General features: G+C 37.6%; 18 protein-coding genes. 7 read left to right on the forward strand and 11 right to left on the reverse strand.

Features of this window, described 5'->3' with window-relative positions; translation table 11 throughout:
• Nucleotides 1-167: 167 nt before the first annotated feature.
• Both ACN1CD_RS17265 and ACN1CD_RS17270 read right to left on the reverse strand, forming a co-directional pair.
• Nucleotides 168-1,400, reverse strand: a complete 1,233-nt coding sequence (locus tag ACN1CD_RS17265; RefSeq protein WP_419131644.1) for a M57 family metalloprotease — start codon at nt 1,398-1,400, stop codon at nt 168-170.
• 370 nt (nt 1,401-1,770) lie between these two features.
• Nucleotides 1,771-5,091 carry a TonB-dependent receptor gene (locus tag ACN1CD_RS17270; protein WP_419131645.1) on the reverse strand — a complete coding sequence of 1,107 codons (3,321 nt, stop codon included), beginning with the start codon at nt 5,089-5,091 and terminating at the stop codon, nt 1,771-1,773.
• 711 nt (nt 5,092-5,802) lie between these two features.
• On the opposite strand from ACN1CD_RS17270, the gene lpdA reads away from it, so the two are divergent.
• The 3 genes from lpdA (at nt 5,803) to ACN1CD_RS17285 (ending at nt 8,801) form a co-directional block, all read left to right on the forward strand.
• Nucleotides 5,803-7,191, forward strand: a complete 1,389-nt coding sequence (lpdA, locus tag ACN1CD_RS17275) for a dihydrolipoyl dehydrogenase (protein ID WP_419131646.1) — start codon at nt 5,803-5,805, stop codon at nt 7,189-7,191.
• A 212-nt stretch (nt 7,192-7,403) separates the two neighbouring features.
• A complete protein-coding gene (locus ACN1CD_RS17280; protein WP_419131647.1) occupies nt 7,404-8,243 on the forward strand; it encodes an MBL fold metallo-hydrolase in 840 nt (279 codons plus the stop codon).
• Entirely contained in the window at nt 8,244-8,801 is a 558-nt protein-coding gene (locus ACN1CD_RS17285) for a GNAT family N-acetyltransferase (protein WP_419131648.1), read from the forward strand.
• A gap of 115 nt (nt 8,802-8,916) precedes the next feature.
• Here ACN1CD_RS17285 and ACN1CD_RS17290 read toward each other — a convergent pair whose 3' ends face one another.
• The 8 genes from ACN1CD_RS17290 to ACN1CD_RS17325 form a co-directional block, all read right to left on the reverse strand.
• A complete protein-coding gene (locus ACN1CD_RS17290) occupies nt 8,917-9,477 on the reverse strand; it encodes a biliverdin-producing heme oxygenase (RefSeq protein ID WP_419131649.1) in 561 nt (186 codons plus the stop codon).
• A 36-nt stretch (nt 9,478-9,513) separates the two neighbouring features.
• Nucleotides 9,514-11,844: a TonB-dependent receptor gene (locus ACN1CD_RS17295; protein ID WP_419131650.1), complete on the reverse strand. Its 2,331-nt coding sequence runs from the start codon at nt 11,842-11,844 to the stop codon at nt 9,514-9,516.
• Between the two features lie 96 nt (nt 11,845-11,940).
• Nucleotides 11,941-13,227 (reverse strand): S41 family peptidase, encoded by a 1,287-nt coding sequence (locus ACN1CD_RS17300; protein WP_419131651.1) that lies wholly within the window; start codon nt 13,225-13,227, stop codon nt 11,941-11,943.
• Between the two features lie 22 nt (nt 13,228-13,249).
• Entirely contained in the window at nt 13,250-14,242 is a 993-nt protein-coding gene (locus tag ACN1CD_RS17305; protein WP_419131652.1) for a hypothetical protein, read from the reverse strand.
• Nucleotides 14,243-14,392: 150 nt separating this feature from the next.
• Nucleotides 14,393-15,010, reverse strand: coding sequence for a hypothetical protein (locus ACN1CD_RS17310; protein ID WP_419131653.1), 618 nt, complete (start codon nt 15,008-15,010; stop codon nt 14,393-14,395).
• A 261-nt stretch (nt 15,011-15,271) separates the two neighbouring features.
• On the reverse strand, nt 15,272-16,228 hold the full coding sequence (locus tag ACN1CD_RS17315) for a hypothetical protein (RefSeq protein ID WP_419131654.1): 957 nt from the start codon (nt 16,226-16,228) through the stop codon (nt 15,272-15,274).
• Between the two features lie 9 nt (nt 16,229-16,237).
• Nucleotides 16,238-17,029, reverse strand: coding sequence for a hypothetical protein (locus ACN1CD_RS17320; RefSeq protein WP_419131655.1), 792 nt, complete (start codon nt 17,027-17,029; stop codon nt 16,238-16,240).
• Nucleotides 17,030-17,036: 7 nt separating this feature from the next.
• On the reverse strand, nt 17,037-17,759 hold the full coding sequence (locus ACN1CD_RS17325; protein WP_419131656.1) for an HmuY family protein: 723 nt from the start codon (nt 17,757-17,759) through the stop codon (nt 17,037-17,039).
• Between the two features lie 435 nt (nt 17,760-18,194).
• Between ACN1CD_RS17325 and ACN1CD_RS17330 the strand changes: the two genes are divergently transcribed.
• From ACN1CD_RS17330 to ACN1CD_RS17340, 3 genes are read left to right on the forward strand one after another with little or no spacing between them, the layout of a single operon-like run.
• Nucleotides 18,195-19,004, forward strand: a complete 810-nt coding sequence (locus ACN1CD_RS17330) for a heme/hemin ABC transporter substrate-binding protein (RefSeq protein ID WP_419131657.1) — start codon at nt 18,195-18,197, stop codon at nt 19,002-19,004.
• A gap of 1 nt (nt 19,005) precedes the next feature.
• The gene (locus ACN1CD_RS17335) at nt 19,006-20,046 is read left to right on the forward strand and encodes a FecCD family ABC transporter permease (protein ID WP_419131658.1); all 1,041 of its coding nucleotides are present in this window, start codon (nt 19,006-19,008) and stop codon (nt 20,044-20,046) included.
• Nucleotides 20,047-20,049: 3 nt separating this feature from the next.
• The gene (locus ACN1CD_RS17340) at nt 20,050-20,976 is read left to right on the forward strand and encodes a heme ABC transporter ATP-binding protein (RefSeq protein WP_419131659.1); all 927 of its coding nucleotides are present in this window, start codon (nt 20,050-20,052) and stop codon (nt 20,974-20,976) included.
• A gap of 518 nt (nt 20,977-21,494) precedes the next feature.
• Here ACN1CD_RS17340 and ACN1CD_RS17345 read toward each other — a convergent pair.
• Complete coding sequence (locus tag ACN1CD_RS17345; RefSeq protein ID WP_419131660.1) at nt 21,495-22,469, reverse strand: helix-turn-helix transcriptional regulator; 975 nt, start codon at nt 22,467-22,469, stop codon at nt 21,495-21,497.
• Between the two features lie 215 nt (nt 22,470-22,684).
• On the opposite strand from ACN1CD_RS17345, the gene ACN1CD_RS17350 reads away from it, so the two are divergent.
• A complete protein-coding gene (locus ACN1CD_RS17350) occupies nt 22,685-23,044 on the forward strand; it encodes a hypothetical protein (RefSeq protein ID WP_419131661.1) in 360 nt (119 codons plus the stop codon).
• Nucleotides 23,045-23,095: the final 51 nt, after the last annotated feature.

The raw sequence follows: 23,095 nt of genomic DNA on the forward strand, positions 1-23,095 counted from the left end.
TTTTAACCATAAAAAGCTTCCATGTGGAAGCTTTTTATGTTAATAAGATGTTCTAAAGTTAGATATAATTGCGTTCAACGAATTCTAATGAGCAATTGGATTAAGTCATAACAATACCAAATTGTATAGTTTATATTAGCTTTATTTACAAAACTATAATTAGCCCATCACCAGGTAACGTGTCCATAATAGGAATTAGACCAGTAAGCTAATTGAAAACCAGAAGTATTATCTACTGTTTGATTTCCAAATTCCCATTCCCTGTCGATTGTCCATTCTCCAAGATGATATGAAGATATTCCATCATTTAAAAGAATATTTGTAACTGAATCTACACCTCCATTATAATAAAATATATTTAATATAAAAAAATTAGATGTAACAAGCGGTATTGTACCCGCAGCATCTTGATAAAATTCCAAAGTTATATCGTATGATCTCTTATCATAATCATTATATGTTGTATAATACGAGTTGTCATATATCAGAGTCCATATTTCTTTGATATAATAATTTTTTCTGTAAGGATATAGAGCTTTTAATGCTATAATATCATCTGTAGTGAAGGTTCTATCAACAAATTGATTGGAACAGGCAAGCATGAAAGAGTTACTTGAAGGCCCTACAGATGTCCCTCCTATATGATTAGCTCCATTAGATCCAGTGCCTTCATTATTCCCTGGGTTTACAACATTGCAACTAAAAGCCCTATTCATATAATCTGTATGTCTTAGACCAATTGTGTGTCCAATTTCGTGTGCTAAAGTACTTGTGGCATCCAGCCTATTATTGCTATTATTAAAATAATGTGTGTTTATAAATATTTGATTATATGGATTTCCTGATGTAGGAAAACCTGCTGACATTAGATAAGCATTATTTCCATATATAGCAGGATCTAAATAAATGCTTGAAACTACAATATCCGCACCCGTAGCACTTGTTATGCGATTGAAAATAATTGCTAAATCTAATGTATTATACCTCAAGATAGCAGCATCTAAACAATCTTGAATATATGGTCCGAATGAAGGTTCTATATAGATATTTATAGTTCTTTTTGATGAGCTAAAACTTAATAAATTATTAGTATGATAATGGCTGATAGGATCAGTACTCTGAAGTTTAAGAGCTTTTGGTGTCAAACTAAAGGGTATTTTTATTTTTGACTCCTGACTTAATTTATTAATGTCTTCAACAGTCATAAAAATATCTCCTTCTACGAGATAGCCATTTTTGAATTTGCTTAATCCTTCTGAAGTATCAAATCCCGCAGATTTAAGTTTAGCTAAGATGTCTGTTGAAACAGGAGTACTATTAATCTCAGGTAATGTTTGTTCTTTTTTACAAGCACTTATTAGCATAATGACCAGTGCAATTGTGTAGTAGATTTTTTTCATGTTAAAATAATTTTAATTGTTAAATTTTATCAATCACATAAACAATTATAAATCTCACAATAGCGCTTAAGTTTAGGATAGCAATAATAGAACGTAGGAGGGATGAATCAATGATAGTAATAATCCATTAAGGTTCTAAGAGGAATTAGTTTTTTTCCAAGAGAGTGCGCAATTTTCATGATATTTTTTTTGTTTTCCATAATAAAAATAATCATCAACAATGAAAAAAGTTTATTTTTTACACGAAGTAGTAGTTTTATTACACGAACCGTAAGCTATAAAGCATTCAAATATAAAAAAACATGTACCCCTATAACAATAAAGCCCCGACTGAAAAGTCGAGGCTAAAAAAAATTGTTTGAATTAAAGATTAGTTAAAGTTATAACGAACACCAAATTGCATGTAATAAGTTGAAGAGATCGTTTGAGATGTACCAAAAGTAGTTCTTGTCAAATCATTGCTAGTAGCCCCCATTCTAAAAGTTGGTTTAGTGGTATTGTTTATAGCTGAAACATTCTGAGGAACTAAAATTGCACTCTGGTTAACAAAGTTTACATTACCCCATTTGCGATTTAATAAATTACCAACATTGAAAATATCTACAGTAAACTGGAATGAGTTTTTAGTTTTACCGAAATCTTTGAAAATTTCCTGAGTTAATCTAAAATCAAATTGATTTCTCCAAGGTGAAGTGCCTCCATTACGTTTAGCATATTCACCTCTGTGTTCACTTAAATACTCATCTTGTGCAATATATGACTCGAATGCATCACTTTGCTCTTGAGCTGTATAAGCTCGTCCGTAACCAGTAGTTCCTGCTGGAATAGCAACAAAAGTAATTTCAGATGCATCTCTTGGAATGTAAATCAAGTCATTACCTGATTGACCATCTCTGTTAAAATCAGAGCTATAAGTATAAGAGAAACGACCTTGTTGACTTCCCTCATAAAACAATGAAAATGAAGTAGCAAGATTACCAAAATAGGCCTTTCTATAAGAAATATTAGCAATAATTCTATCTGGGTTTAAGTTATTTGAATAACTCAAAGATGGTGTATTTGGATTTCCAGAAGTTTGTGGAATAGACCATAAGTTTAATAACTGATCACCACCTCCGTCTCCATAATTACGTTGGTCAGATCTCGTATAGGCAATCATAGCTGATAACCCACCTTGAAACTGCTTCGTTAACTGAGCAGTTGCTTGCCAGTTATAACCGCCCTTAGCATTAGTCATTTGAATTACGTTGAAGCCCGATGAACTTGTAGCTGCAGCTGTAGTAGCCACTTGACCGCCAGAAGTTAAAGAAACATTTTGTCTCGTAAATGTACTACTAGGAAACATTGGTCTGGTATCACCATAACCACTAATAGCTAAATTCGTAGGATTAACCAAATTGATATTCTGTGCAACTGCTACATTTAAATCTCTGCCATAAATACCTTCTAAAGTACCTACTATACCCCATGGTAATTTTACATCAAATGCTAAACTAGATTTCCAGGTTTGAGGAAATTTCAAGTTAGGAGACATTACACTAATGCTACTAGGAATTGAGGATCCTGCAGCGGGAGCAGCAGATAATAAATTTGGTGCAATGCTTGGATTAAACAATGGAGTATTAGCCTGACCAGAATAAGTTTGAGTATACTGTAGTAAGCCAGCATCACCCGATTGAGAAACAATCCATACGAATGGAATACGACCAGTAAAGATACCTGTACCACCACGTACCTGTAACGAGCGGTTACCTAATACATCCCAATTAAAGCCAAAACGTGGAGAATAAGAAATTCTATTTTCAGGTAAAACACCAGTATCAACTTTCTGACCTGCGAAACTTAAGCCTGCTACTAAAGGGTGCGTTCTGACTTCGGTCACATCTGGATAAGATGCTTGTTCAATACGTAAACCAGCCGTTAATTTTAAACGATCTGACACTGTAAATTCATCTTGTAAGTAGGCAGAGTATTGATTAAACTTAAAACTTGGATAAGCTTGAGAACCATCAGCAGTTAATGGATAAGTAACGGCGTAGTTTGAAGGTTTTGCATTGTTTACGAAATCAGCCCATGAGTTGAATACATAATAACCTGTACCAAAACGCTGAAAACCATTTTTAGTAGTACTAAACTCTGCCTGTAATCCTAAAGTAATATTATGTTTACCTAAAGCTAAACTTAAATCATCACTGTACGTATAACCTTTAACATCTCTTAAATTACCATAAGTAAATGGCTCGTAACCAAAAGTTGTAGCTACATTGGGTCCATCTAATATATCAACCAGAGGAAAAGGCGAGCTATCAGAAGTTCTAGGGTCATTCTGGTGTGAATAAGTAGCACGGGCAACGTTTGTTATCTTACTACCAAAAGATGAAGTTAACTCAGCTACGCCAGAATACAGATTAGCTGCCTGATAGTAGTTAGAGTTAAAAAAAGATAAAGCATTAACCGACGCTCTGTTTGCTGTCGCACCAAATGTTACACCAGAACCTGTAGTTGAAGTACTTAAGTTTGATGGAGACTGACTTTCAACTTGATTATATCTTACACTGAAACGATGATTCTTAGAAATGTTCCAATCTAAACGTGCAAACATTTTCTCATTATCACTAATATTAGAATAACCTTGATAAGGACCTGTTTGATAACCATACCTAGAATTTAAATAAGAAGAAACATTATTTAAGAAATCTGCTGTTGGTTTAGCGACTGTACTGACACTCCCGAAAGGCTGACCTGGAGTGGCAGCAATTTTGGTAGTACCTGGTGAAATTGTATGTTTTTTCTCATAATTAACGAAGAAGAATAACTTATCCTTAACAATTGGACCACCTAAACTAAAACCATAGTTTTTCTCATCAAGTTTTTGCAAAGTTGGAATTCTGTAAGTTTCGCCAATCCGATTCCCTTGCTGATCATCACCACGCATGGTATAGAATGCATTACCAGAAAATGTATTCGTTCCTGAACGTGTAACAGCAGTAACTGATCCACCTGTAAATCCAGTTTGACGAACATCGAACGGAGTTACATTAATCGAGATTTGCTCTAATGCATCTATTGAAATTGGAGATCCATTTGCTGGGATATTCTGACCAATACCAAACTGATTATTGAAGTTGGCACCATCAACTGTGAAATTATTTGAACGGTAATTACCGCCACCAATTGATTGTCCATTAGCTTGTGGTGTTAAACGAGTCAAATCATTTACACTACGCGAAATAGTTGGCAAACTTTGGATTTGAGTTTTACTTATAACTGTGGAAGTACCAGTTCTGTTTGAGTTAAGGACACTGTTTGAGCTTTGTCCTATTACTTTTACTTCACTTAAAGTTGAACTGTTATCAGACAATACTGGGTTTAGCACATAAGGTTCACCTAATTTTAAATAAATATCAGTAGCTTTTTCCGGTCTGTAACCTACGAAACTGATTTCAATAGTGTAAGGTCCACCTACACGCATACCACCAATGGTAAACCTACCATCGTTATTGGTTGATACAGAATATACTGTTCCTGTAGGAGTATGTGTAGCTTTTACACTTGCGCCAGGTAGAGCACCCTTGGCATCTTTGATAGTACCTGTCATTGATGATGTAGTTACCTGCGCATTTGCTACAGATATAAAACCTACAAAAGCAAGAACAATTACTACAATCTTAAATAGTAAAGTTTTTTTCATCCTTTGTTTTTTAAATGTTTTTTGTTGTTGAATAATAAATAGGGGAATTTTATTGCTGCAAATGTAGGTATTAAAATTTAACACATTTTAACATCTAATGTTAATTTTACGTTAACAATCTTAAAACTTTTCAACAATCCATATCTATTTTTAACACGTTAACTTTCAGTTTATCAAAGGATTGATCATACAACTAAATAATTACCAAGAAACTCAATTAAATTTTAAAAATAATGCAGTAAATATCAAATAAAACTGATAGTTCACTAATTATCTTTATTAACCATAACCGTTTCTGAGAATTTTACTAAACAAATAATACTTTAATGGCCATTTAGTAGATTTTATTTAAAAAAACGGCAAGGGTGGGGTGTTCTGACATAATTGATATTAATTTACGAGCGGAAGCAAATTTTCTATAATGATTTTGAACGAGTAACCAAATAATATAATTCTGGGCCTATGATCTTTAAACAAACCTCAAAGTAAATTTTTTAGTTTTTACATCAGTATCTAAATAATCACCGTATCAATTAACATTTTTTTTTTAGTTTTGGGCTGTTACTGGGTAAATGAAAAAGCTCAGCCATGTAATTCTGAAACATCAAAGATGTTGAATGAGGCCAATCTGTTCAGTCAGAGACTTCTTCATCAGAAGATTACATCAATAAAAAAAGAAACAATTAAAAAGCAAATCTCTATATAATAGATATGAATTACGATGTTATTGTTTTAGGCAGCGGCCCGGGTGGCTATGTAGCTGCGATCAGAGCTTCTCAATTAGGACTTAAAGTTGCTATTGTGGAGCGCGAATCACTTGGCGGTATTTGTTTAAACTGGGGTTGTATCCCTACAAAAGCCCTTTTAAAAAGTGCTCAGGTATTTGAATACATTAACCATGCAGCAGAATATGGCATTACCACTGCAGAAGCTACAGCAGATTTTGCGGCAGTAATAAAACGCAGTCGTGGTGTTGCAGATGGAATGAGTAAAGGTGTTCAGTTTCTGATGAAGAAGAACAAGATCGATGTGATAATGGGCACTGGAAAAGTAAAACCAGGAAATAAATTAGAAGTTAAAGGTGCTGATGGTTCTCAAAAAGAATTAACAGCTAAAAATATCATTATCGCTACAGGTGCCCGCTCAAGAGAACTTCCAAACTTAAAGCAAGACGGTAAAAAAATTATCGGTTACCGCCAGGCAATGGTTCTTCCTGAATTACCAAAAAGTATGGTTGTAGTGGGTTCTGGTGCTATAGGTGTAGAATTTGCCTATTTCTATGCTACCATGGGAACTAAAGTAACCATCGTTGAGTTTATGGAAAACGTTGTGCCGGTAGAGGATGAAGATGTTTCTAAACAATTACTCCGCAGCTTAAAAAAGGCAGGTATCGATGTCATGACTTCAGCAAGTGTTGAAGCCGTTGATACTGCTGGCACTGGTTGTAAAGTTTCAGTGAAAACTGCTTCAGGTATGCAAACCATCGAGGCAGATATCGTGCTTTCTGCAGCAGGTATTGTTGCCAATATCGAAAACATAGGTTTAGAAGAAACAGGCATCAAAACAGAAAAAGGTAAAATCGTAACTGATGAGTTCTACAACACTTCGGTTAAAGGTTATTATGCAATTGGCGATGTAGTTAGCGGACAAGCGCTTGCTCACGTAGCCTCCGCAGAAGGTATTCTATGTGTGGAGAAAATTGCTGGTCAGCATGCTGAACCTTTAGATTACAATAATATTCCAGGATGTACGTATTGCACACCTGAAATTGCCTCTGTAGGTTATACAGAAAAAGCGGCAAAAGCAGCGGGTTACGAATTGAAAATTGGTAAATTCCCTTTTTCAGCTTCAGGTAAAGCAAGTGCTGCTGGCGCGAAAGATGGTTTTGTTAAATTAATCTTCGATGCTAAGTACGGTGAATTATTAGGCGCACACATGATCGGTGCTAACGTAACTGAAATGATCGCTGAAATTGTGGTTGCCCGTAAATTGGAAACAACTGGTCATGAAATGATTAAATCTGTTCATCCTCACCCTACCATGAGCGAAGCGATTATGGAAGCAGCGGCAGATGCCTACGGAGAAGTAATCCATTTATAAGTCTTTAGTCTTTAGTCTTTAGTCTTTAGTCTTTAGTGAAAACACGAAACCCTTTAGTTAGTTCTAAAGGGTTTTTGTATTTTTAAAAATTGATAGCCAACTCGCGTCTTGATACTTAATACTAAAGACTTGATACCTGATATTCAATACTTGATACCTGATACTAAAGACTTGATACCTGATACTCAATACTTGATACTAAATACTAGCAAATGAAACTCCACACCATAAATACCGGACTTTTCAAATTAGACGGCGGCGCGATGTTCGGCGTTGTTCCGAAGGCGATCTGGCAAAAAACCAATCCTGCTGATGCAAACAATTTATGTACCTGGGCCATGCGGTGTCTGTTGATTGAAGATGGAAACAAACTTATTTTAGTGGATACGGGAATTGGAAACAAGCAGGATGAAAAGTTCTTCAGTCATTATTACCTACACGGTGATGATTCTATGGAGAAATCTTTAAAAAGCTTAGGCTTTAGTTTAGCAGACATTACTGATGTTTTCCTTACCCATTTACATTTTGATCACGTTGGCGGTGCTGTAATAAGAGATCAGGATAAGTTGGTACCTGCTTTTAAAAATGCAACCTATTGGAGCAATGAAAAGCACTGGCAATGGGCCGCAGAACCGAATGCCAGGGAAAAGGCATCATTCTTAAAAGAGAATATATTACCTATTCAGGAAAGCGGGCAACTGAAGTTTATAGATGAAGTAGAAAACATAGAATGGCAAAAGGACATTACTATTAGTTTTGCTTATGGGCATACAGACGCGATGATGCTCCCAAAAATCAATTACAAAGGCAAAACGCTTGTGTACATGGCAGATCTTTTGCCCTCTGTTGGTCATTTGCCTCTCCCCTATGTAATGGCCTATGATATGTTCCCCTTAAAAACCTTAACGGAAAAGCAGGCGTTTTTAGAAGAAGCCGTAGATAATGGTTATGTCTTATACCTGGAACATGATCCGGTTAATGAATGCTGCACATTGCAAAGAACTGAAAAAGGCATCCGTGTTGCGGAAACTTTTAATTTAAGCGATTTATAAATGATCCGTAAAGCAAAGCCATCTGATTCGAAATTTGTTGTTCCGTTGATTATCCAGGCGATGGGCGAACTGGCAGGAAAGTTTGCAAATTCAAACGATTCTGATATTATATTTAATTTATTTGAATACTTTTTTCAGCAAAAAGAGAATCAATACAGTTATCAGAATACACTGGTATTTACTTCTGATGATGAAATTTTAGGTGCTATAAATGCATATGATGGCGCTCAACTCTATTTACTTCGTAAACCATTATTAGATTATCTGGAAACGCAGGGCAATGCTCAAAAATTAAGCGTAGCGCAAGAAACTGAAGAAGGAGAATTCTACATCGATACGGTTAGCGTAAAGCCCGAAGCACAAGGTAAAGGCATCGGGAAGCTATTAATCTATGCTGCAATAGATTGGGCAAAGGAATTAAATCATCGCCAGGTTGGTCTTCTGGTTGAAAAAAACAATCCAGGGGCTTTAAAACTGTATCAGAAGATTGGATTCTATATCAAAAATGACAAAACCTTTTTAGGTGGCGAATACCATCATATGGTTTATTCCATTTAATAACCTGGTTTTATTTTTAAGTTGTATAAAGGCACTAATCTTAACCATCAATAGTCTCCCGGTTGAGTAAAGCTTAACTAAACCAGGAGACCAATAAAAATTTTTAAAGCAAATGTTAAACCACCTTTACTTCCGTAAATACATCCGAAAAGTGAGTAAAAGTAGCATTAGCCGTTTTAATGGCTAAATCTTCATCAGCGGTTGTTTCTGCTTCTGCATTTAATACGGCTATAAATTTCCCCCACATCTGACCGGTTTCGGCACCGTACCCCGAAAAGAAAGATATCCCTTTGGTTATACCACCCTTGGCAAGCATTTGTACAATAATGCTTCCACCCATAATTGATCCTTCCATTACATACAGGGCAGCCAGCGCCTCCAGAGTATTCGAAATTTGAGGAACAGTAGTTAAGGGTAAATCGTCAACAGTAAATCCCAATTCCTCAATATCACTTTTAAGATAAGCAGCGTGTCGGCGTTCTGCATAATCTGGCAATACCTGGGTATTGATATAAGGTTTTATTTCTCGCTCCAAATGACTAAAATAGGCATAAAAGTGATTTAACAAATCTGCATAATCAGCATCACTCCGAACCGCCTTTAGTTTTTTAACCACCTTAACCTCTAATTGTTGATGGGCAACTTTTGTTGCTTCTTTAATATTTGTACTGAGCATAATTTTATGTTTATATAGTTTTAATTTGAGTTTGTATTAATCTTTGTACAATCTGTACGTAATTCCGGCAAGAATTACCCTACCTGGTTGCCCAGGCATTAATCTATCGGTATAATCCAGAATATTGTCGGCTGTGAACCTTATACTCAGGTGCTGTTTTAAAATTTTCTTCTCGAAGGCAGCATTAAACATAAAAAAACCATTTACGAAGGTGTCATAACGATCGATAAACTGATTGCCATTTCTATCTCCAAATGGATATTTCCCCCTGTAATTTACCCTGAAATTGATACTAGCATCCCAGGGGCGATAGTTATAAAATGCCTTTATGTTCAGCATGTGCCTGGAGCGGTTTTCTATTCCCCAATAATCGGCTGTGCCTGGCAGAAAAGATTGCCCGGTTGCCGGATCGTGGATATTCTGGTTGTATGGCCATTTTCCATTCCTGATACTATCAATCACGCTGAGGTCTTTTGCAATCAGATATTGATAACCTGCTCCAATTTCAAGATCCTTAAACAAATTAATGGATAAGGATACATCAACTCCTTTATTTACCGCTTTAGGTAGATTTTGATACGTAAAAATATTTCTGTTTCCACTGCCTGTGGCCACTTGTATGCTGTTAATCTGGTTCCGCAGCTGATGATGAAAAACCCCGGCCTCCACTTTTATATTTGGTTTGGGTTTCCATTCCAAACTTAAATTAACGGAAGTACTCCGCTCAGCCTGTAAATTGCGATCCAGCTGATTGAGCAGATATTGCCTGATCTCGCTGATTTCGCCCGCTTGCTGAAGCTGATTTAAGGTTTGCCTTAACACCTCATTACCAATAACCAGGTAATTTGCGGCTGGATTATAAAAAACCAGGTATCTCGATTTAAAATCTGGCGCTTTAAAGCCTGTACCTGCACCTGCTTTAAAAGTAAGCGTAGGGATCACACGGTATTGCAACCCTAAACTTGGGTTAATTTTATTCCCATAAGCATTGGTATAATCATAACGAAGTCCGCCCACTAAACCAATTTTAGGGTTGATTTGCCAATCCCCCTGCAAAAAAGCAAAGGCGGTATAAACGGTTCCCGGGTTGGTTAATGCAGCATCATGCATTCGCTCCAAACTTCCACCAAGTCCGCTGGTAAATTTGAGATCATCATTTAAACTGTAGGCAAACTGCTGTTCGAAACGATGCAGATTTTGCATAAAAATATCTTCGGTTACCGTTGCATTGCTTTGTTGCCAGTTTACGCTTTGATCTGAACGGAAATTGGTAAAGTAATAACGGCTCATGCTCCTTAAACCCAAATTAAAACGATAATCGAAGGTGCTGGCCAGATTCAGGTCTTGTTCGTCCTGGCTATCGCCCGAAACAATTCCCAATCCAAAATCCTTACTCATGAAAGATTTCCGTAAACCATAACGACCACTAATCCCGATGGTCCCCTTAGGCGTTAAACGATAGCGTACCCGTCCCTGCAGGGCATAATTATCATAAGGTGGCGCCGTTGTGCCCAGTTGGATATATTTTGGATTGGTGTTAAAACCATCAGTACGGTAATAGTTAGCTGATATATTCGCTGATCCCCTTTGCGAAGCAAACGGTGTTTCGCCTTCCAGCGTTAAATCAGCAATATTTAAACTTCCATACTGCAGTGATGCCGATGCCTGAGGTTGTAATGCGCCATAACGGGTAATGATATTGATGGCTCCACCTAATGCCTCACTACCATATAAACAAGAGGAAGCGCCTTTTATAATTTCAATTCTTTCGATATTGGAAACACTGATTCTGGAGAGATCAAAATTCCCACTATTGCGTCCAACCATAGGTTGTCCGTCTATCAGAATCATAATGTATTCGCTGCTAAATCCCTGCATTTGTACCCCTACCGATCTGGCCCCGCCACCAATATTATTTACAATGGCAATACCAGTTTGTTCTTTCAGTACCTCATCCAAACGGCGGCTACCCATCAGCTCGATGGTTTTTCGGGTAATCACTGTTACGGGCATGGCACTCCGTTCTACCTGCAGCAAATTATCGGGAGGCAGATTGCTTCCCATAACGGCTACCTCGCTCAGGTTTTCGGTTTTAGCAGTTAGTTTAACCTGAAGGTTCGTAGTTTCTTTATTTTTTATTTCTATGGTTTGCGTGTAATTCACATAGCCGATCATCGTAACTACGATTTGGTATTCGCCAGCGTAAATCTGATGATAATTAAATTTACCCTTGCCATCTGTCTCTGTGGTATGCCCATCTGGTTCCAGGCGAACAGTTGCTCCTGGTAATGCTTTACCATTTATATCTTTTATTTCTCCAGTAACGCTGCCACGATCTTGTGCGAAGGAGAAAGTATTCAACATCATTAATAAAAAAAATATAATCGACTGTTTTAACATGTTTTGTTTATTATAAAGTCTAAAGCATATAGTAGAAAGACCAAAGGCTAACCTGCTGAAAGCTTACTTATTCTTTAACTTTAGCCTGGTTTCCTGCATACCGAAGCCTGTTGCAGTTTCTATAATGGTTGCCGCAGATGACGGATTAACCTGCATCAGTTTTGTATTACCTAGCCCCACTTTCGCCGTTGTTTTTAAGCCATTTATATCATTAATTGCAGCTTTCAGACATAACTCTTCAGGGTTTCCCAATTCTGGATTGGCTACGCTACTCGCTGCAATATCGGCTGGCATACCTGCAAAATAATCAGACCAACCTGCTGCGTTACGGATCAAAAAGCTACTCAGGTAAACACTATACTGATCAATGTTAATTGCAAAAAAGCCCACAGGTTTGCCGTAAGTTTTTTCGCCAATCAGTTTTACATTAAAATAAGGCTTCAAACAACTAATCAGCAATTCGCTAGCTGATGCTGTTTTTCCCGATACAATAAAATAAACCTCCTGTATAGTGGTTAAATTTCCTTTTTTATTAAAATGATAGGTATTGCCATTCTCGGTATAATCTACATCGGCCATGGTGGCATTTCGACCATTGTAAACCACTGTTTTTCCACTGGCATCGAGATAAGGCTGATGCCTTAAAATACTTGCCTGCCCTGCCTGCATTTTAGCATTGAACAGTTCCATATACATCACCTTTCCATTTAGCGAACTGGGCACCATTAAATTAGCTATGTATTCAGCCGTTTCTACATATCCCCCGGTATTACTGCGAAGATCTACCACTATATATTTAGGGTTTGTAACGGCCAGTTCTGTAAATGTCTGATCTAAAATGGCCTGGCAACTGCTCAATTTAGGAAAAGCACCTAAAGCGAGGTAAGCAATATTTTTATCACTAGAAGTTAGCCCTTTACTGGCCAATACTGCCGGGGAAGAACTGATTACTCCCGCTGTAGCACCGCCATTACTGCGACCAGTTTCCAGGTAAGAATATTTTGCACTCCCGGCATAAATGGGAAACTCATAGGCACTGCCAGTTGCCTTATTAATTTTAAACTGTGAAATATCAAAAAGTTCTTTCTTAAACGCGGTTATATCAGGGCTAATGTCTGCATATTTCTGCCTTGGATTGAAATCAGCGTACGTGGGTAGCGCATCACTCCACAGATAAACCTGTTGAGCATATAAAAAGATAGAATCTAGCGTAAACTGGGTACGGGTACCTGTGGTAGGCGAAATAATTTCGCCAGTTTCTGCTGATGAAGACTTTTCCTTCTTACAAGCAGAGGCGCCCATAAGAATTAATAAGAACAGACAGCTTACACCAAATTTTCTCTTTTTCATTGCATTTATTTTTAAAATCAATTTAGGGAATAATGGTTGTGGTTGTAGCTGATGTTCTACTCCAAGTATACATTGGAATGCCGGCAACATTTATTTTATCGCCTTTACTTTGTATGGAAATACTGCCAATAGAACCTGTTTTAATATTGGCTGGTAAGGTAAACTTTAATGAGGTATTGGTTTGTTCAGTTATAGGTGCATAGTAGACGTTATTCCCGTCATTAACCATAGTAATAACCAAGCGTGAATAATTTCCATAATAATATTTAGAAAAGGGTGCCTGGAGCGAATAAGTGAATGATATTTGGGCACCTACCTTAATTTGTTGCCCTACCTGATCAAACTGGTAAATACCTTTGGCATTTGCAGGTGCCGGTTTACCAACATAATAAGGTCCCTTTATTACTGTATTAAATCCGCTAACTAATTTAACATCGTATGTTCCTGTATCAATCATTCCCTCTAATGGCAGCAGCACCCGGATACTATTAGACCATAATCTCGACGCTGTTACAAGATTAATACGATGGTCTTTTTTATTTTCATCGATTAAAAATAATTGGGTCTGGTTGCTATCTGGAATGAAATAATTGCCAGAAATCGCGAGATCAGTACCTAATCGTCCAATACTTACTCTATCGATTAACGGAACAGGCTGGTTAACAGCTAGTTTGAGTACGTAATTTCTAATACTGCCGTCTTGAGCAGTAACCTGGTATTTTTCTCCAGTTTTTAAATTAATTTCCTGACCAGAAGCCGGGTTAATTGAAGCCCCTGCAGATACCGCGATTTCTGGTTTAACTGTCTTTAAAATATCCTGGAATGGCGGATAATACACCAAAATGCTATCACCTACAAATGAAGCACTGATATTATTGCCAAGCGCATCTTTTATGATGAAGCTTTCAATATCGTTATAGGGTGTACTGAGGTATTCTTTTTTACAGGATACAAAAAAAAGTAGGGTGCAAATGCCGCATAACAATAGGGATTTTATAGGGTAACGATGGTACATATTTTTTTATTTTAATGTTTAAAAATAGAGGTTGTATCGTTTATCATCCTGAGCAGCAATCCCATTATTTTGGATAAACGCTGCATGATAAATCAATGAATATTGATTGCCGATACAACCTCTAGAAGGACAGTTATGCTATCTTAGAAACTACAATACCGGCCCGCGGTCGAAGTAATAAATACCCCTATTATTAGTTGATGTGCCTTGACCAACGGCACTGCTGAATTTAAGCGCGTACACATCTCCTGAACTGGTTTCAGTAACAAAAATCACCAGGTTTTGAACCGAAGCAATAGTTCCTCCTGTAGAATAAGTTAACCATCCATTAGCATTTAGGGTGGTATTTGCGGCATTTGATGTTGTAGCAATACCCAAAGTAGGAACAGACGTAGCACCTACGGTATCGGTTAAACTAATCGAGGATAATGCAGTAGTCAGATTTCTGTACTTTAGCGTATATCCCGTTGCCGGCGTTACGGTTGAATTATTATGGCTAGAAAACAACAACTGGTGTGCAATACTCCCTACAGTATCCTGAGCTCCTGTAATAATATTGGCATATACCGTCCCGAAAGCCGCACCACCAAAGCGTGGGTTACCCCAGCGACCAACAATGGTATCGGCAACAGATGATACGGAAGCTTTAGCACCATTAAGGCTTAAAGGAGCAGCAGTATCATTCTCTTTTTTACAAGAGGTAAATGCTAAGGTAAATAAGGCAAGGGCAAAAACTGCTTTTGAGATATTTTTTATTGAATTTTTCATGTTATAATATTTATAAATTGATAATTATTTTTTTTTAGTGAGAGATGCTTAACCCGTTATTTCTTATCCTGTTAAGTTGAAAATACATTTTTAGCCCCGGGAACCAGATTTGTTTTTTGAAACTACTTAAATAGAATAAAGGGTTATTTTTTTTCTTAGTCAGGAAATTTTTGATGCTTGTTTTTTCATAGATTATATTTAGAGGTTAAACATGATGTTGATTTATTGGCTGCTCCTGTACACAAAGCAGTCAATTTCTTTTTATTTAGGGCCTATTGTGATTTGAGGATAAGCGATAAATGCGTTCCAGGTGCCAAACTTAAGCTCTGCACGACAGTCTAATTCTTTGATAATCGGGAAATCATCAGGTATTTTAATCGTAGCACTTGTTCTGTTATAGCTTTGAACAATCAAAGGAATCACACGCCCGTCAGGCAGTTCGAGGGTTATCGATTTAAAGTCAATAAATATGGTTTGTTGTAGCGGGATGATGATAAAAGTATCACCCTGCTTCAACGTTTTGCTCGTAAATTGGGTTATTGGTCTTTTATATACCACATGTAACGGCTTGTCCATTGTTACCTTGTTTCCTAAGAAACTTATATCAATCTTGTAATATCCACTATCTAAATCTGGTGGTAATGTACCTATACTTAGAATATCGCCATCAAAACCATAATGTGTTGAATTGATAAGCGCGTTGCTTAAATCTGGTTTGAAAGTTTTATTCGTGCCCTGTTGTGTAAGGGTTACATCGAGCGAAGCCACACTCGTACTTCGCAGGTTTCCATAAAAAACTTGCGTGGCATTGGGCGATCCTTCGTTATTTCCCATGGGCCAGGATAAGCTTAGGCTGGGTGGATTTTGCTGTATAATTTTAAGGCTATACGTGCGCACTTCACCTATTGATGATTTTACAGAAAAAGTCTGTTTATCGTCGGCTATGTTTACCGGCTGAATCTGAGTAGTAAGCGTAGCACCCTGATCTACAGTAATTTTAGGTTCTATAACGGATAGTGAATAATAATAGGGCACGTAAACAATAATGCTGTTTTTAATATTGTCAATTGCGCCATGAATCACAGTATCCTTCACGTTTACCACAGTGAATGCAGTAATTCTATTCTGCGCAAGATGTTCGTAGTCAACTGTTTTTTTACAGGCAAAAAAAGCGATGGCTGTGAATGCCAATAATATGTATGGGTATAGTCGTTTCATAAAAATTTATTATTTAATCTCAAATTTGGTGCTGCCTGCCGGAACAATTACATATTCGAAGGTGAAGAACATGTGGGGTGTATTCCGCATCATTTTATCCGTTGTAAATACATCCTTATAGCAACTGATCATTTTGATTTTAGCAAAATCTCCTTTAGCTGTACGTACAATAATTGTTCTTGTCGGTGTTTTTTGGCCATTAGCCATTGCGAAAGTATTGCCCATGGCATAAGCAACATGCTGCTTATCATAACTCCCATCACCCACCACAATGCCCCCGAAATCATATAAATACCAACCAAGTCCTTCACCAAATGCACCCAGATCATCGGTACCGATTAATCCCCTGGCTGTTTTAAATTCAGTAGATGCCGGTATGGCGCTCACCTCTTCAAATGATTTTGCCACAATGGTTACCCCCCCAATACCTGGCCCACCCAAACCAGCATTATTTGTATTCACGCCATTATTTCCACCTATAAAACTGTTATATAATCCACTAAAAGATATATCCCAAAAAGAGGTTTTACCAAATGTCGTGGGTTGAACTTTTTTAAAATCGAGGCTAAAAAGCACCTCAGGCTTAGGTGCCGTAGGGTTGGTATCATCCGTTTCAACCTGAAGGTTTTCTACACGCTGTACCTTGTAATAGGGCACCATATCTATGGATCTGGTGGTTGTAACGGGCTTTTCTTCCACAGTTACCGACTCATCCTTTTTGCATGCGGTAAAAAAAACAATGGTTATCAGACAAAACGAAAGCCGTTTTAATAGCCTGTTGCTTGTAATCATTTTATTCATCTTTGATTTATTTTGTTTGTAAATTCTTAGTTCCATCTTGCTGTACATAATACTTAAAGGTGTAGTATGGCGCCGGCCAGTTCAGATCGGTAACACTCGGCGGGTTACCCTTGTAGGCATTAATTAATTGTAATTTGGCATACTTCCCATCTGGCAGCCGAATAGCATAAGTGCGGCCAGGTATTGCTTGCATGATATGTGTGTTCAGGCTATAGAAAAACCATCCGTTAGCACTGGCTGATGATGCCCAGCCAATTTTAGTTATCGTACTGGCATTAAATAGCTGATCTGTGGGTGCCTGATTAACCGCATCGTAATTTCGATCCAGCATCACAACGGCACTTTCCGCAACTCCTCCATAACCAGGATTAAACTGGTAATCTTTATCATTCACATAAACCTCACTATTATAAGGCCCTGTAAAAGCTAAATCCCAATCTTTGGTTTTTAGCCACTGGGCAGAATCAGCCCGGGTTCTGATCCAGATTTGCTTCTGATCTTTAAACCGGAAGAGAAAAGTATAAAATGCCCTTACCTCTTTTCCAGGTGTTGCATTCCCCATGGCTGCTTGTGTATCGCCGGCAAGATCTGAAATGACAGTACTGTTCCCATCCTGTAAAACCTCATTGGGTTCTAATTCATCTTTCGTACAAGAAGATATCAATAAGATAAAAACGCAAAACAAAATGTGCAGCGCTTTAAAGTTTAAGATTCGGTTATTTTTATTCATTGGTTTAAGTTTCGTTGAATTATTGATCAGCTTTGTACATTAATAATGTGATCAGCAACAAGATTATTATTTTTAATCATTCTAAATAAGAACAATGCAAACATCTGCATTAGTGGCCATATACCCTTTGTTCAATCCGTATTTTCTTTTGTTCCATCCGTATTTTCTTTTGTTCTATCCGTATTTTCTTTTGTTCTATCCGTATTATTTTATTGTATTTAATCATCAAACATTTACTTTAAATCTTATTTTAAAAACGCAATCAACTAATAAACATATAGTTAAACAAACAAGGCGCTTACATCCAGACTAGAATTTAACTTCAACGGTAGCATCATACACTTGTATTTAGAAGAATTAAAGCTTTGTTTTGTGCCACACAGAAAATGAACATGAATGCATTTTAAGAATAGAAGAAAAATTATAATATTGACGATGACCTTATGGTTAACCGTTATCACTGCGGCAATTGCACAGCCTAAAAGAATTGTTACCCTGAGTGGAGCAATCAGTGAGACGGTTTCTGCCCTTGGCCTCGGCAAAAACATCGTAGCGGTTGATGTAACCAGTGTTTACCCTGAAGCAATAAACAGGCTACCAAAGGTGAGCAGGAACAGGGCACTATCTGTAGAATCAATTCTATCTTTTCATCCCGATCTTATTCTTGTTCCTGATGGCGACCTTTCTAAAGCGCATTTATCGCAGTTTAAATCTATGGGGGTGCGGGTGGTGCAGATCAGGCAGGAATATTCTGTTGCGGGTGCCTTGAAATTTATCAGGCAGATTGCCGCCGCCCTTGCAATGAATGAAAAGGGAGAAATTGTGGCCAGAAATGCCGAACAAGAAATTAAAAAAGCATTAAATGAATTAAAAAAAAATCAAAAATTGCAGAAAGTACTCTTTATATATGCCCGCGGAACAGGTACTATGAATGTAGCGGGAAAAGGCAGTAGCATAGATGCAATAATCCAGCTTGCGGGAGGCAAAAATGCAATACAAGAATTTAATGAATTTAAGCCTTATACTACCGAAGCCTTAATTAAAAGCAATCCGGATGTGATTTTGATGTTTGATTTTGGAGTAAGCAGCCTGGGCGGAAAAGATGCTATTTTAAAGATGCCGGGAGTGAAATTTACCAATGCTGGCAAGAACAAAAAAATCATCGAGATGGATGGTCCTTTGCTCATCAACTTCAGTACCCGGTTAGCAGAAGCCATCAGGGCATTAAATGCCAAAATTTATTAATATGAAAAGATTTCTGATTTATATCACCCTAAGTTTTGCCCTTCTGCTTTCTATTGGCTTTTCTCTTTCTTTAGGTTCGATGAATATTCCCCTTAAAGAAACCTATCTGGTGCTGCTTAAATTTATTGGTGTTTCCGGCAACCCAGCCGTAAATCCATTAAATGAAGGAATTATCATGATGATCAGAATGCCCAGAGTATTAATGGGCATTATGGTTGGAGGAGCCTTGGGCATTTCCGGAGCAGCCATACAAGGTATTTTCAGAAATCCCCTTGCCGAACCTGGTTTAATAGGCATTTCATCTGGTGCCTCATTCGTGGCAGTACTGATTATCGCTTTCGAAACACTTCTGTTTTCCGGACTTAGTGAAGTTTTGGGCCATTACCTGCTCGCTTTTGGCGCATTTGCAGGTGCAGGTATTGCCGCCCTGTTGGTGTATCATTTATCCAAAACAGATGGACAAGCCAATGTAATAACCATGCTATTGGTGGGGATTGCTATAAATGCTATGGCGGGTGCACTTACTGGTTTAATCAGTTACCTAGCGAACGAACAACAACTCCGAAGCATTACTTTCTGGATGCTGGGCAGTCTTGGTGGAGCAACCTGGCAAAATGTGAGCTGCCTGATCCCATTTGTAATGATTCCCATGATTTTACTACCTTTTTTTTCAAAGGGATTAAATGCTTTTGCCATCGGAGAAAAACAGGCAGAAATGATTGGCTTAAACCCGGGGTTAACCAAATCGATGGTTGTTTTATTATGTACCATGGCCGTAGGTGCCTCGGTATCTTTTTCTGGAATTATTGGTTTTGTTGGCTTGCTCGTACCACACCTGGTGAGGCTCATTGGTGGCGTAGACCATAAATTCGTACTTCCGGCTTCTGCCCTGCTTGGCGCATTGGTGCTTACTTTTTCTGATCTGGTTGCCAGATTAGTCATCCAGCCTATAGAACTTCCAATAGGCGTGGTAACTGCATTAATTGGTACGCCGGTATTCCTTTATATTCTCATCCGCGATAAAAAGAAATTAACCCATTAAGATATGATGTTAAGAATAGAGTCTGTTAGTTATCAGAAAAATCAGCGGTACCTGATTAAAGATGTTTCCTTTAGTGCAAAATCTGGTGAAATCATTACCATTCTTGGCGCAAACGGTGCTGGTAAATCTACCTTGATGAGTATGCTCTCTGGAGAACGTAAGCCGTCATCTGGCAGGGTTATAATTGATGGTAAAGAAATTTCGGATTACAATAGAAAAGAATTGGCTGCTAAAAGAGCCATGCTGCTGCAGCAAAACCCGATCAGTATAGGCTTTTCTGCCTATGAAGTAACGATGATGGGCAGATATGGAAAATACCGAAACCAGCCCGGATTGGCAGATAAAATAGCAGTTGCAGAAAGCATGGAAATTTGTGGGTTAAATGACTTTGCAGAAAGGTCTATGCTTACTTTATCGGGCGGCGAACAGCAAAGGGTACACCTGGCCCGTACATTAGCACAGATTTGGGATAGCCACCAGGCCTTAATCATTCTTGATGAACCCATTAACAATATGGATATGCAATATCAGCACCAGTCACTGGCAATTGCCAAAGCCCTCGCAAAAAAGGGGTTTATTGTTATTATGGTATTGCATGATGTTAATCTTGCGGCACAATACTCCAGCAGAATTATCATGATGAAGGATGGTAGAAAATGGTGGGATGGCTCGCCGGCAGAAGTACTTACTCCACAGCACATGTTTACTGCTTTTTCTGTACATGCATTAACCCATACCGATTTAAGAAGTTTAAAAACAATTGTAGTGCCCAAAGAAATTATTCTGGATGCCGACACCTTCAATACAAATTTCACAAAAACAGAAGAAAATGGATCAGACTCGGAAAAACTAACGGAAATGAGTGTAAGAGAAAGCGTTCTCTTCAATGAGCAACTAAAAAAATTAACTTATCAAGTTTCAAATGGGTAAGTATAGCAGAATTTCGCGAATCAACGCTTCAACTTACGAAATTTCAAAGGGCTGAGCGCAGCAGAATTTCGCCAGTTTTAATGAGCTATCCATGCAGACTGGCGAAGTTTTTCCATCACACTGCCTGCTAAACTTCGCAAGTCGACACTTCAACTTATCAAATTTCAAAAGGCTGAGCGCAGCAGAATTTCGTCAGTTTAATCAGCAATCTATTCAGACTGGCGAAGCTTTTCCATCACGCTATCTCGCTAAACTTCGTAAGTCAATATTTCAACTTACGAAATTTCAAAGGGCTGAGCGCAGCAGAATTTTGTCAGTTTTAATGAGCTATCCATGCAGACTGGCGAAGTTTTTCCATCACACTGCCCGCTAAACTTCGCAAGTCAATGTTTCAACTTACGAAATTTCAAAGGACTGAGCGCAGCAGAATTTCGTCAGTTTTAAAGAGCTATCCATGCAGACTGGCGAAGTTTTTCCATCACACGGTCCTGCTAAACTTCGCAAGTCAACGCTTAAAATCAAACCCTAATATCACTAGGGAGAATTCCGTAATATTTTTTGAACGCATTGGTAAAACTTGCCTGATGCTTAAAGCCAACCTGTATACCCACCTCGTACATGTTTTTTCTTTCTTCTATAATCATTCGCTTGGCACTTTCCATTCTAAGCCTTGTGATATAATCATATATTGTACTCCCGAAATACTTTTTAAATCCATTTCTCAGCTTAAACTCATTAAGCAATACCATTTTAGAAAGTTGTTTATGTGTTGGTGGAGCAATGTATTGCTGTTCGAGAATTTCCCTGGCTTCTTCTAGTTTTGGAATATCACGTTCAATCAGATCTTCTTTTCCGGTTTCTGCAAACTGGCTAAACTGCTCCAGCTGATACAGAATCAACTCGGTAATCCTGGCATCGGTAAAAAGCCTTTTAAGTTCCCCCTCTTGTCTTGAAGAACGGATGGCTTCGATCGTATGACGCATTTCATGCGTGGCAAACAGATCCTCTTCTCCAAAAGAAGTGGTTTTACCTTTCTGCATTTCCTGAACAAAATGCTCATGCAGAGGAGAATACAAATCAACCAGATTAAGGTAATAATCTTTGGAGAGTACGATCAGGAAATAAATAAAATCAATATCTGGTTTTACCTCATAAGCCTGCTTTGATGAAGGTATATAGCGGATATTATGCCTGCTAGAGCCATATCTCTTTTGTTTTTTATCTGGAATATTAACTTCCTTAGTTAGTATAAACTGACTGGTAATGGCTTCTCCATTAATTTCTGTAAGTATGCGGGTGGGTTTTTCAAATCGCATTTCAGAGTAAATAAGAAAAAGCCCGTTTGTAGATAACTGATAATTTTGAATATCGGCAGGGGTTTCTTTAATGGATAATACTTTTTCAGACAGTCGATGCGCGGCTATATATTTGTCAGGTATCTCTTCCTTAAAAAGAAAATCCTGATGGTGTTCTATTCTGGCACTAACAATCATGGCGATAGAGCTTAGTTGTAACTGAATTTAATCTCTTCAAATGTACACATAATTTATAATCATTCTAAATAATATTATAAGGAATAACAAATCCTGAGTTAATGACTGAAATCAAAGTTTTTAACTGATTTAGATTTTATTGATCATGACTTTCATCAAAATTAATTTACATTTTTATTTGTATTTAATCTAAATAATGATCAATTTCGCATGAGATGGAAAAAGCTTGTATCGATATTAATGAATTAATTAACGTGTTCTCAAACAATGAAGGCGCTGTTTATCAATCCGATAGATTAAATTGCTTTTATGTAGATTTTGGCGGTAAGTTTGCCCGCTACAATTGCTTATCACTTCAGAAGCTAAGAAAAGTAATTGAGGAAATCGATATTGAAGCATTGCTGTTGAATACTCAAAAAGCCGATTTTGAATTGGTAACCTTTAATGGTTGCGAACATATCTACTTATTGAGTGCCTTAGAAATCATTGCACTGAAAGATTTATTTGAAGGAACGTTTACCATGTTAAACTTAAATCATTTGATCAGTGATTGCTTATACAGACTGGTTTATTAATTAATGATTAGAGGGTTAGGTATTTAAAGGGTTAGCGTTTTACTTTTTTCA

Source organism: Pedobacter sp. N23S346 (assembly GCF_048515415.1).
In the GTDB taxonomy this organism is placed as follows: Bacteria; Bacteroidota; Bacteroidia; order Sphingobacteriales; family Sphingobacteriaceae; genus Pedobacter.

Coding starts and splice junctions, on each gene's coding strand:
- ACN1CD_RS17265 (WP_419131644.1), bottom strand. CDS start 1,400: ATGAAAAAAATCTACTACACAATTGCACTGGTCATTATGCTAATAAGT.
- ACN1CD_RS17270 (WP_419131645.1), bottom strand. CDS start 5,091: ATGAAAAAAACTTTACTATTTAAGATTGTAGTAATTGTTCTTGCTTTT.
- lpdA (WP_419131646.1), top strand. CDS start 5,803: ATGAATTACGATGTTATTGTTTTAGGCAGCGGCCCGGGTGGCTATGTA.
- ACN1CD_RS17280 (WP_419131647.1), top strand. CDS start 7,404: ATGAAACTCCACACCATAAATACCGGACTTTTCAAATTAGACGGCGGC.
- ACN1CD_RS17285 (WP_419131648.1), top strand. CDS start 8,244: ATGATCCGTAAAGCAAAGCCATCTGATTCGAAATTTGTTGTTCCGTTG.
- ACN1CD_RS17290 (WP_419131649.1), bottom strand. CDS start 9,477: ATGCTCAGTACAAATATTAAAGAAGCAACAAAAGTTGCCCATCAACAA.
- ACN1CD_RS17295 (WP_419131650.1), bottom strand. CDS start 11,844: ATGATGTTGAATACTTTCTCCTTCGCACAAGATCGTGGCAGCGTTACT.
- ACN1CD_RS17300 (WP_419131651.1), bottom strand. CDS start 13,227: ATGAAAAAGAGAAAATTTGGTGTAAGCTGTCTGTTCTTATTAATTCTT.
- ACN1CD_RS17305 (WP_419131652.1), bottom strand. CDS start 14,242: ATGTACCATCGTTACCCTATAAAATCCCTATTGTTATGCGGCATTTGC.
- ACN1CD_RS17310 (WP_419131653.1), bottom strand. CDS start 15,010: ATGAAAAATTCAATAAAAAATATCTCAAAAGCAGTTTTTGCCCTTGCC.
- ACN1CD_RS17315 (WP_419131654.1), bottom strand. CDS start 16,228: ATGAAACGACTATACCCATACATATTATTGGCATTCACAGCCATCGCT.
- ACN1CD_RS17320 (WP_419131655.1), bottom strand. CDS start 17,029: ATGAATAAAATGATTACAAGCAACAGGCTATTAAAACGGCTTTCGTTT.
- ACN1CD_RS17325 (WP_419131656.1), bottom strand. CDS start 17,759: ATGAATAAAAATAACCGAATCTTAAACTTTAAAGCGCTGCACATTTTG.
- ACN1CD_RS17330 (WP_419131657.1), top strand. CDS start 18,195: ATGACCTTATGGTTAACCGTTATCACTGCGGCAATTGCACAGCCTAAA.
- ACN1CD_RS17335 (WP_419131658.1), top strand. CDS start 19,006: ATGAAAAGATTTCTGATTTATATCACCCTAAGTTTTGCCCTTCTGCTT.
- ACN1CD_RS17340 (WP_419131659.1), top strand. CDS start 20,050: ATGATGTTAAGAATAGAGTCTGTTAGTTATCAGAAAAATCAGCGGTAC.
- ACN1CD_RS17345 (WP_419131660.1), bottom strand. CDS start 22,469: ATGATTGTTAGTGCCAGAATAGAACACCATCAGGATTTTCTTTTTAAG.
- ACN1CD_RS17350 (WP_419131661.1), top strand. CDS start 22,685: ATGGAAAAAGCTTGTATCGATATTAATGAATTAATTAACGTGTTCTCA.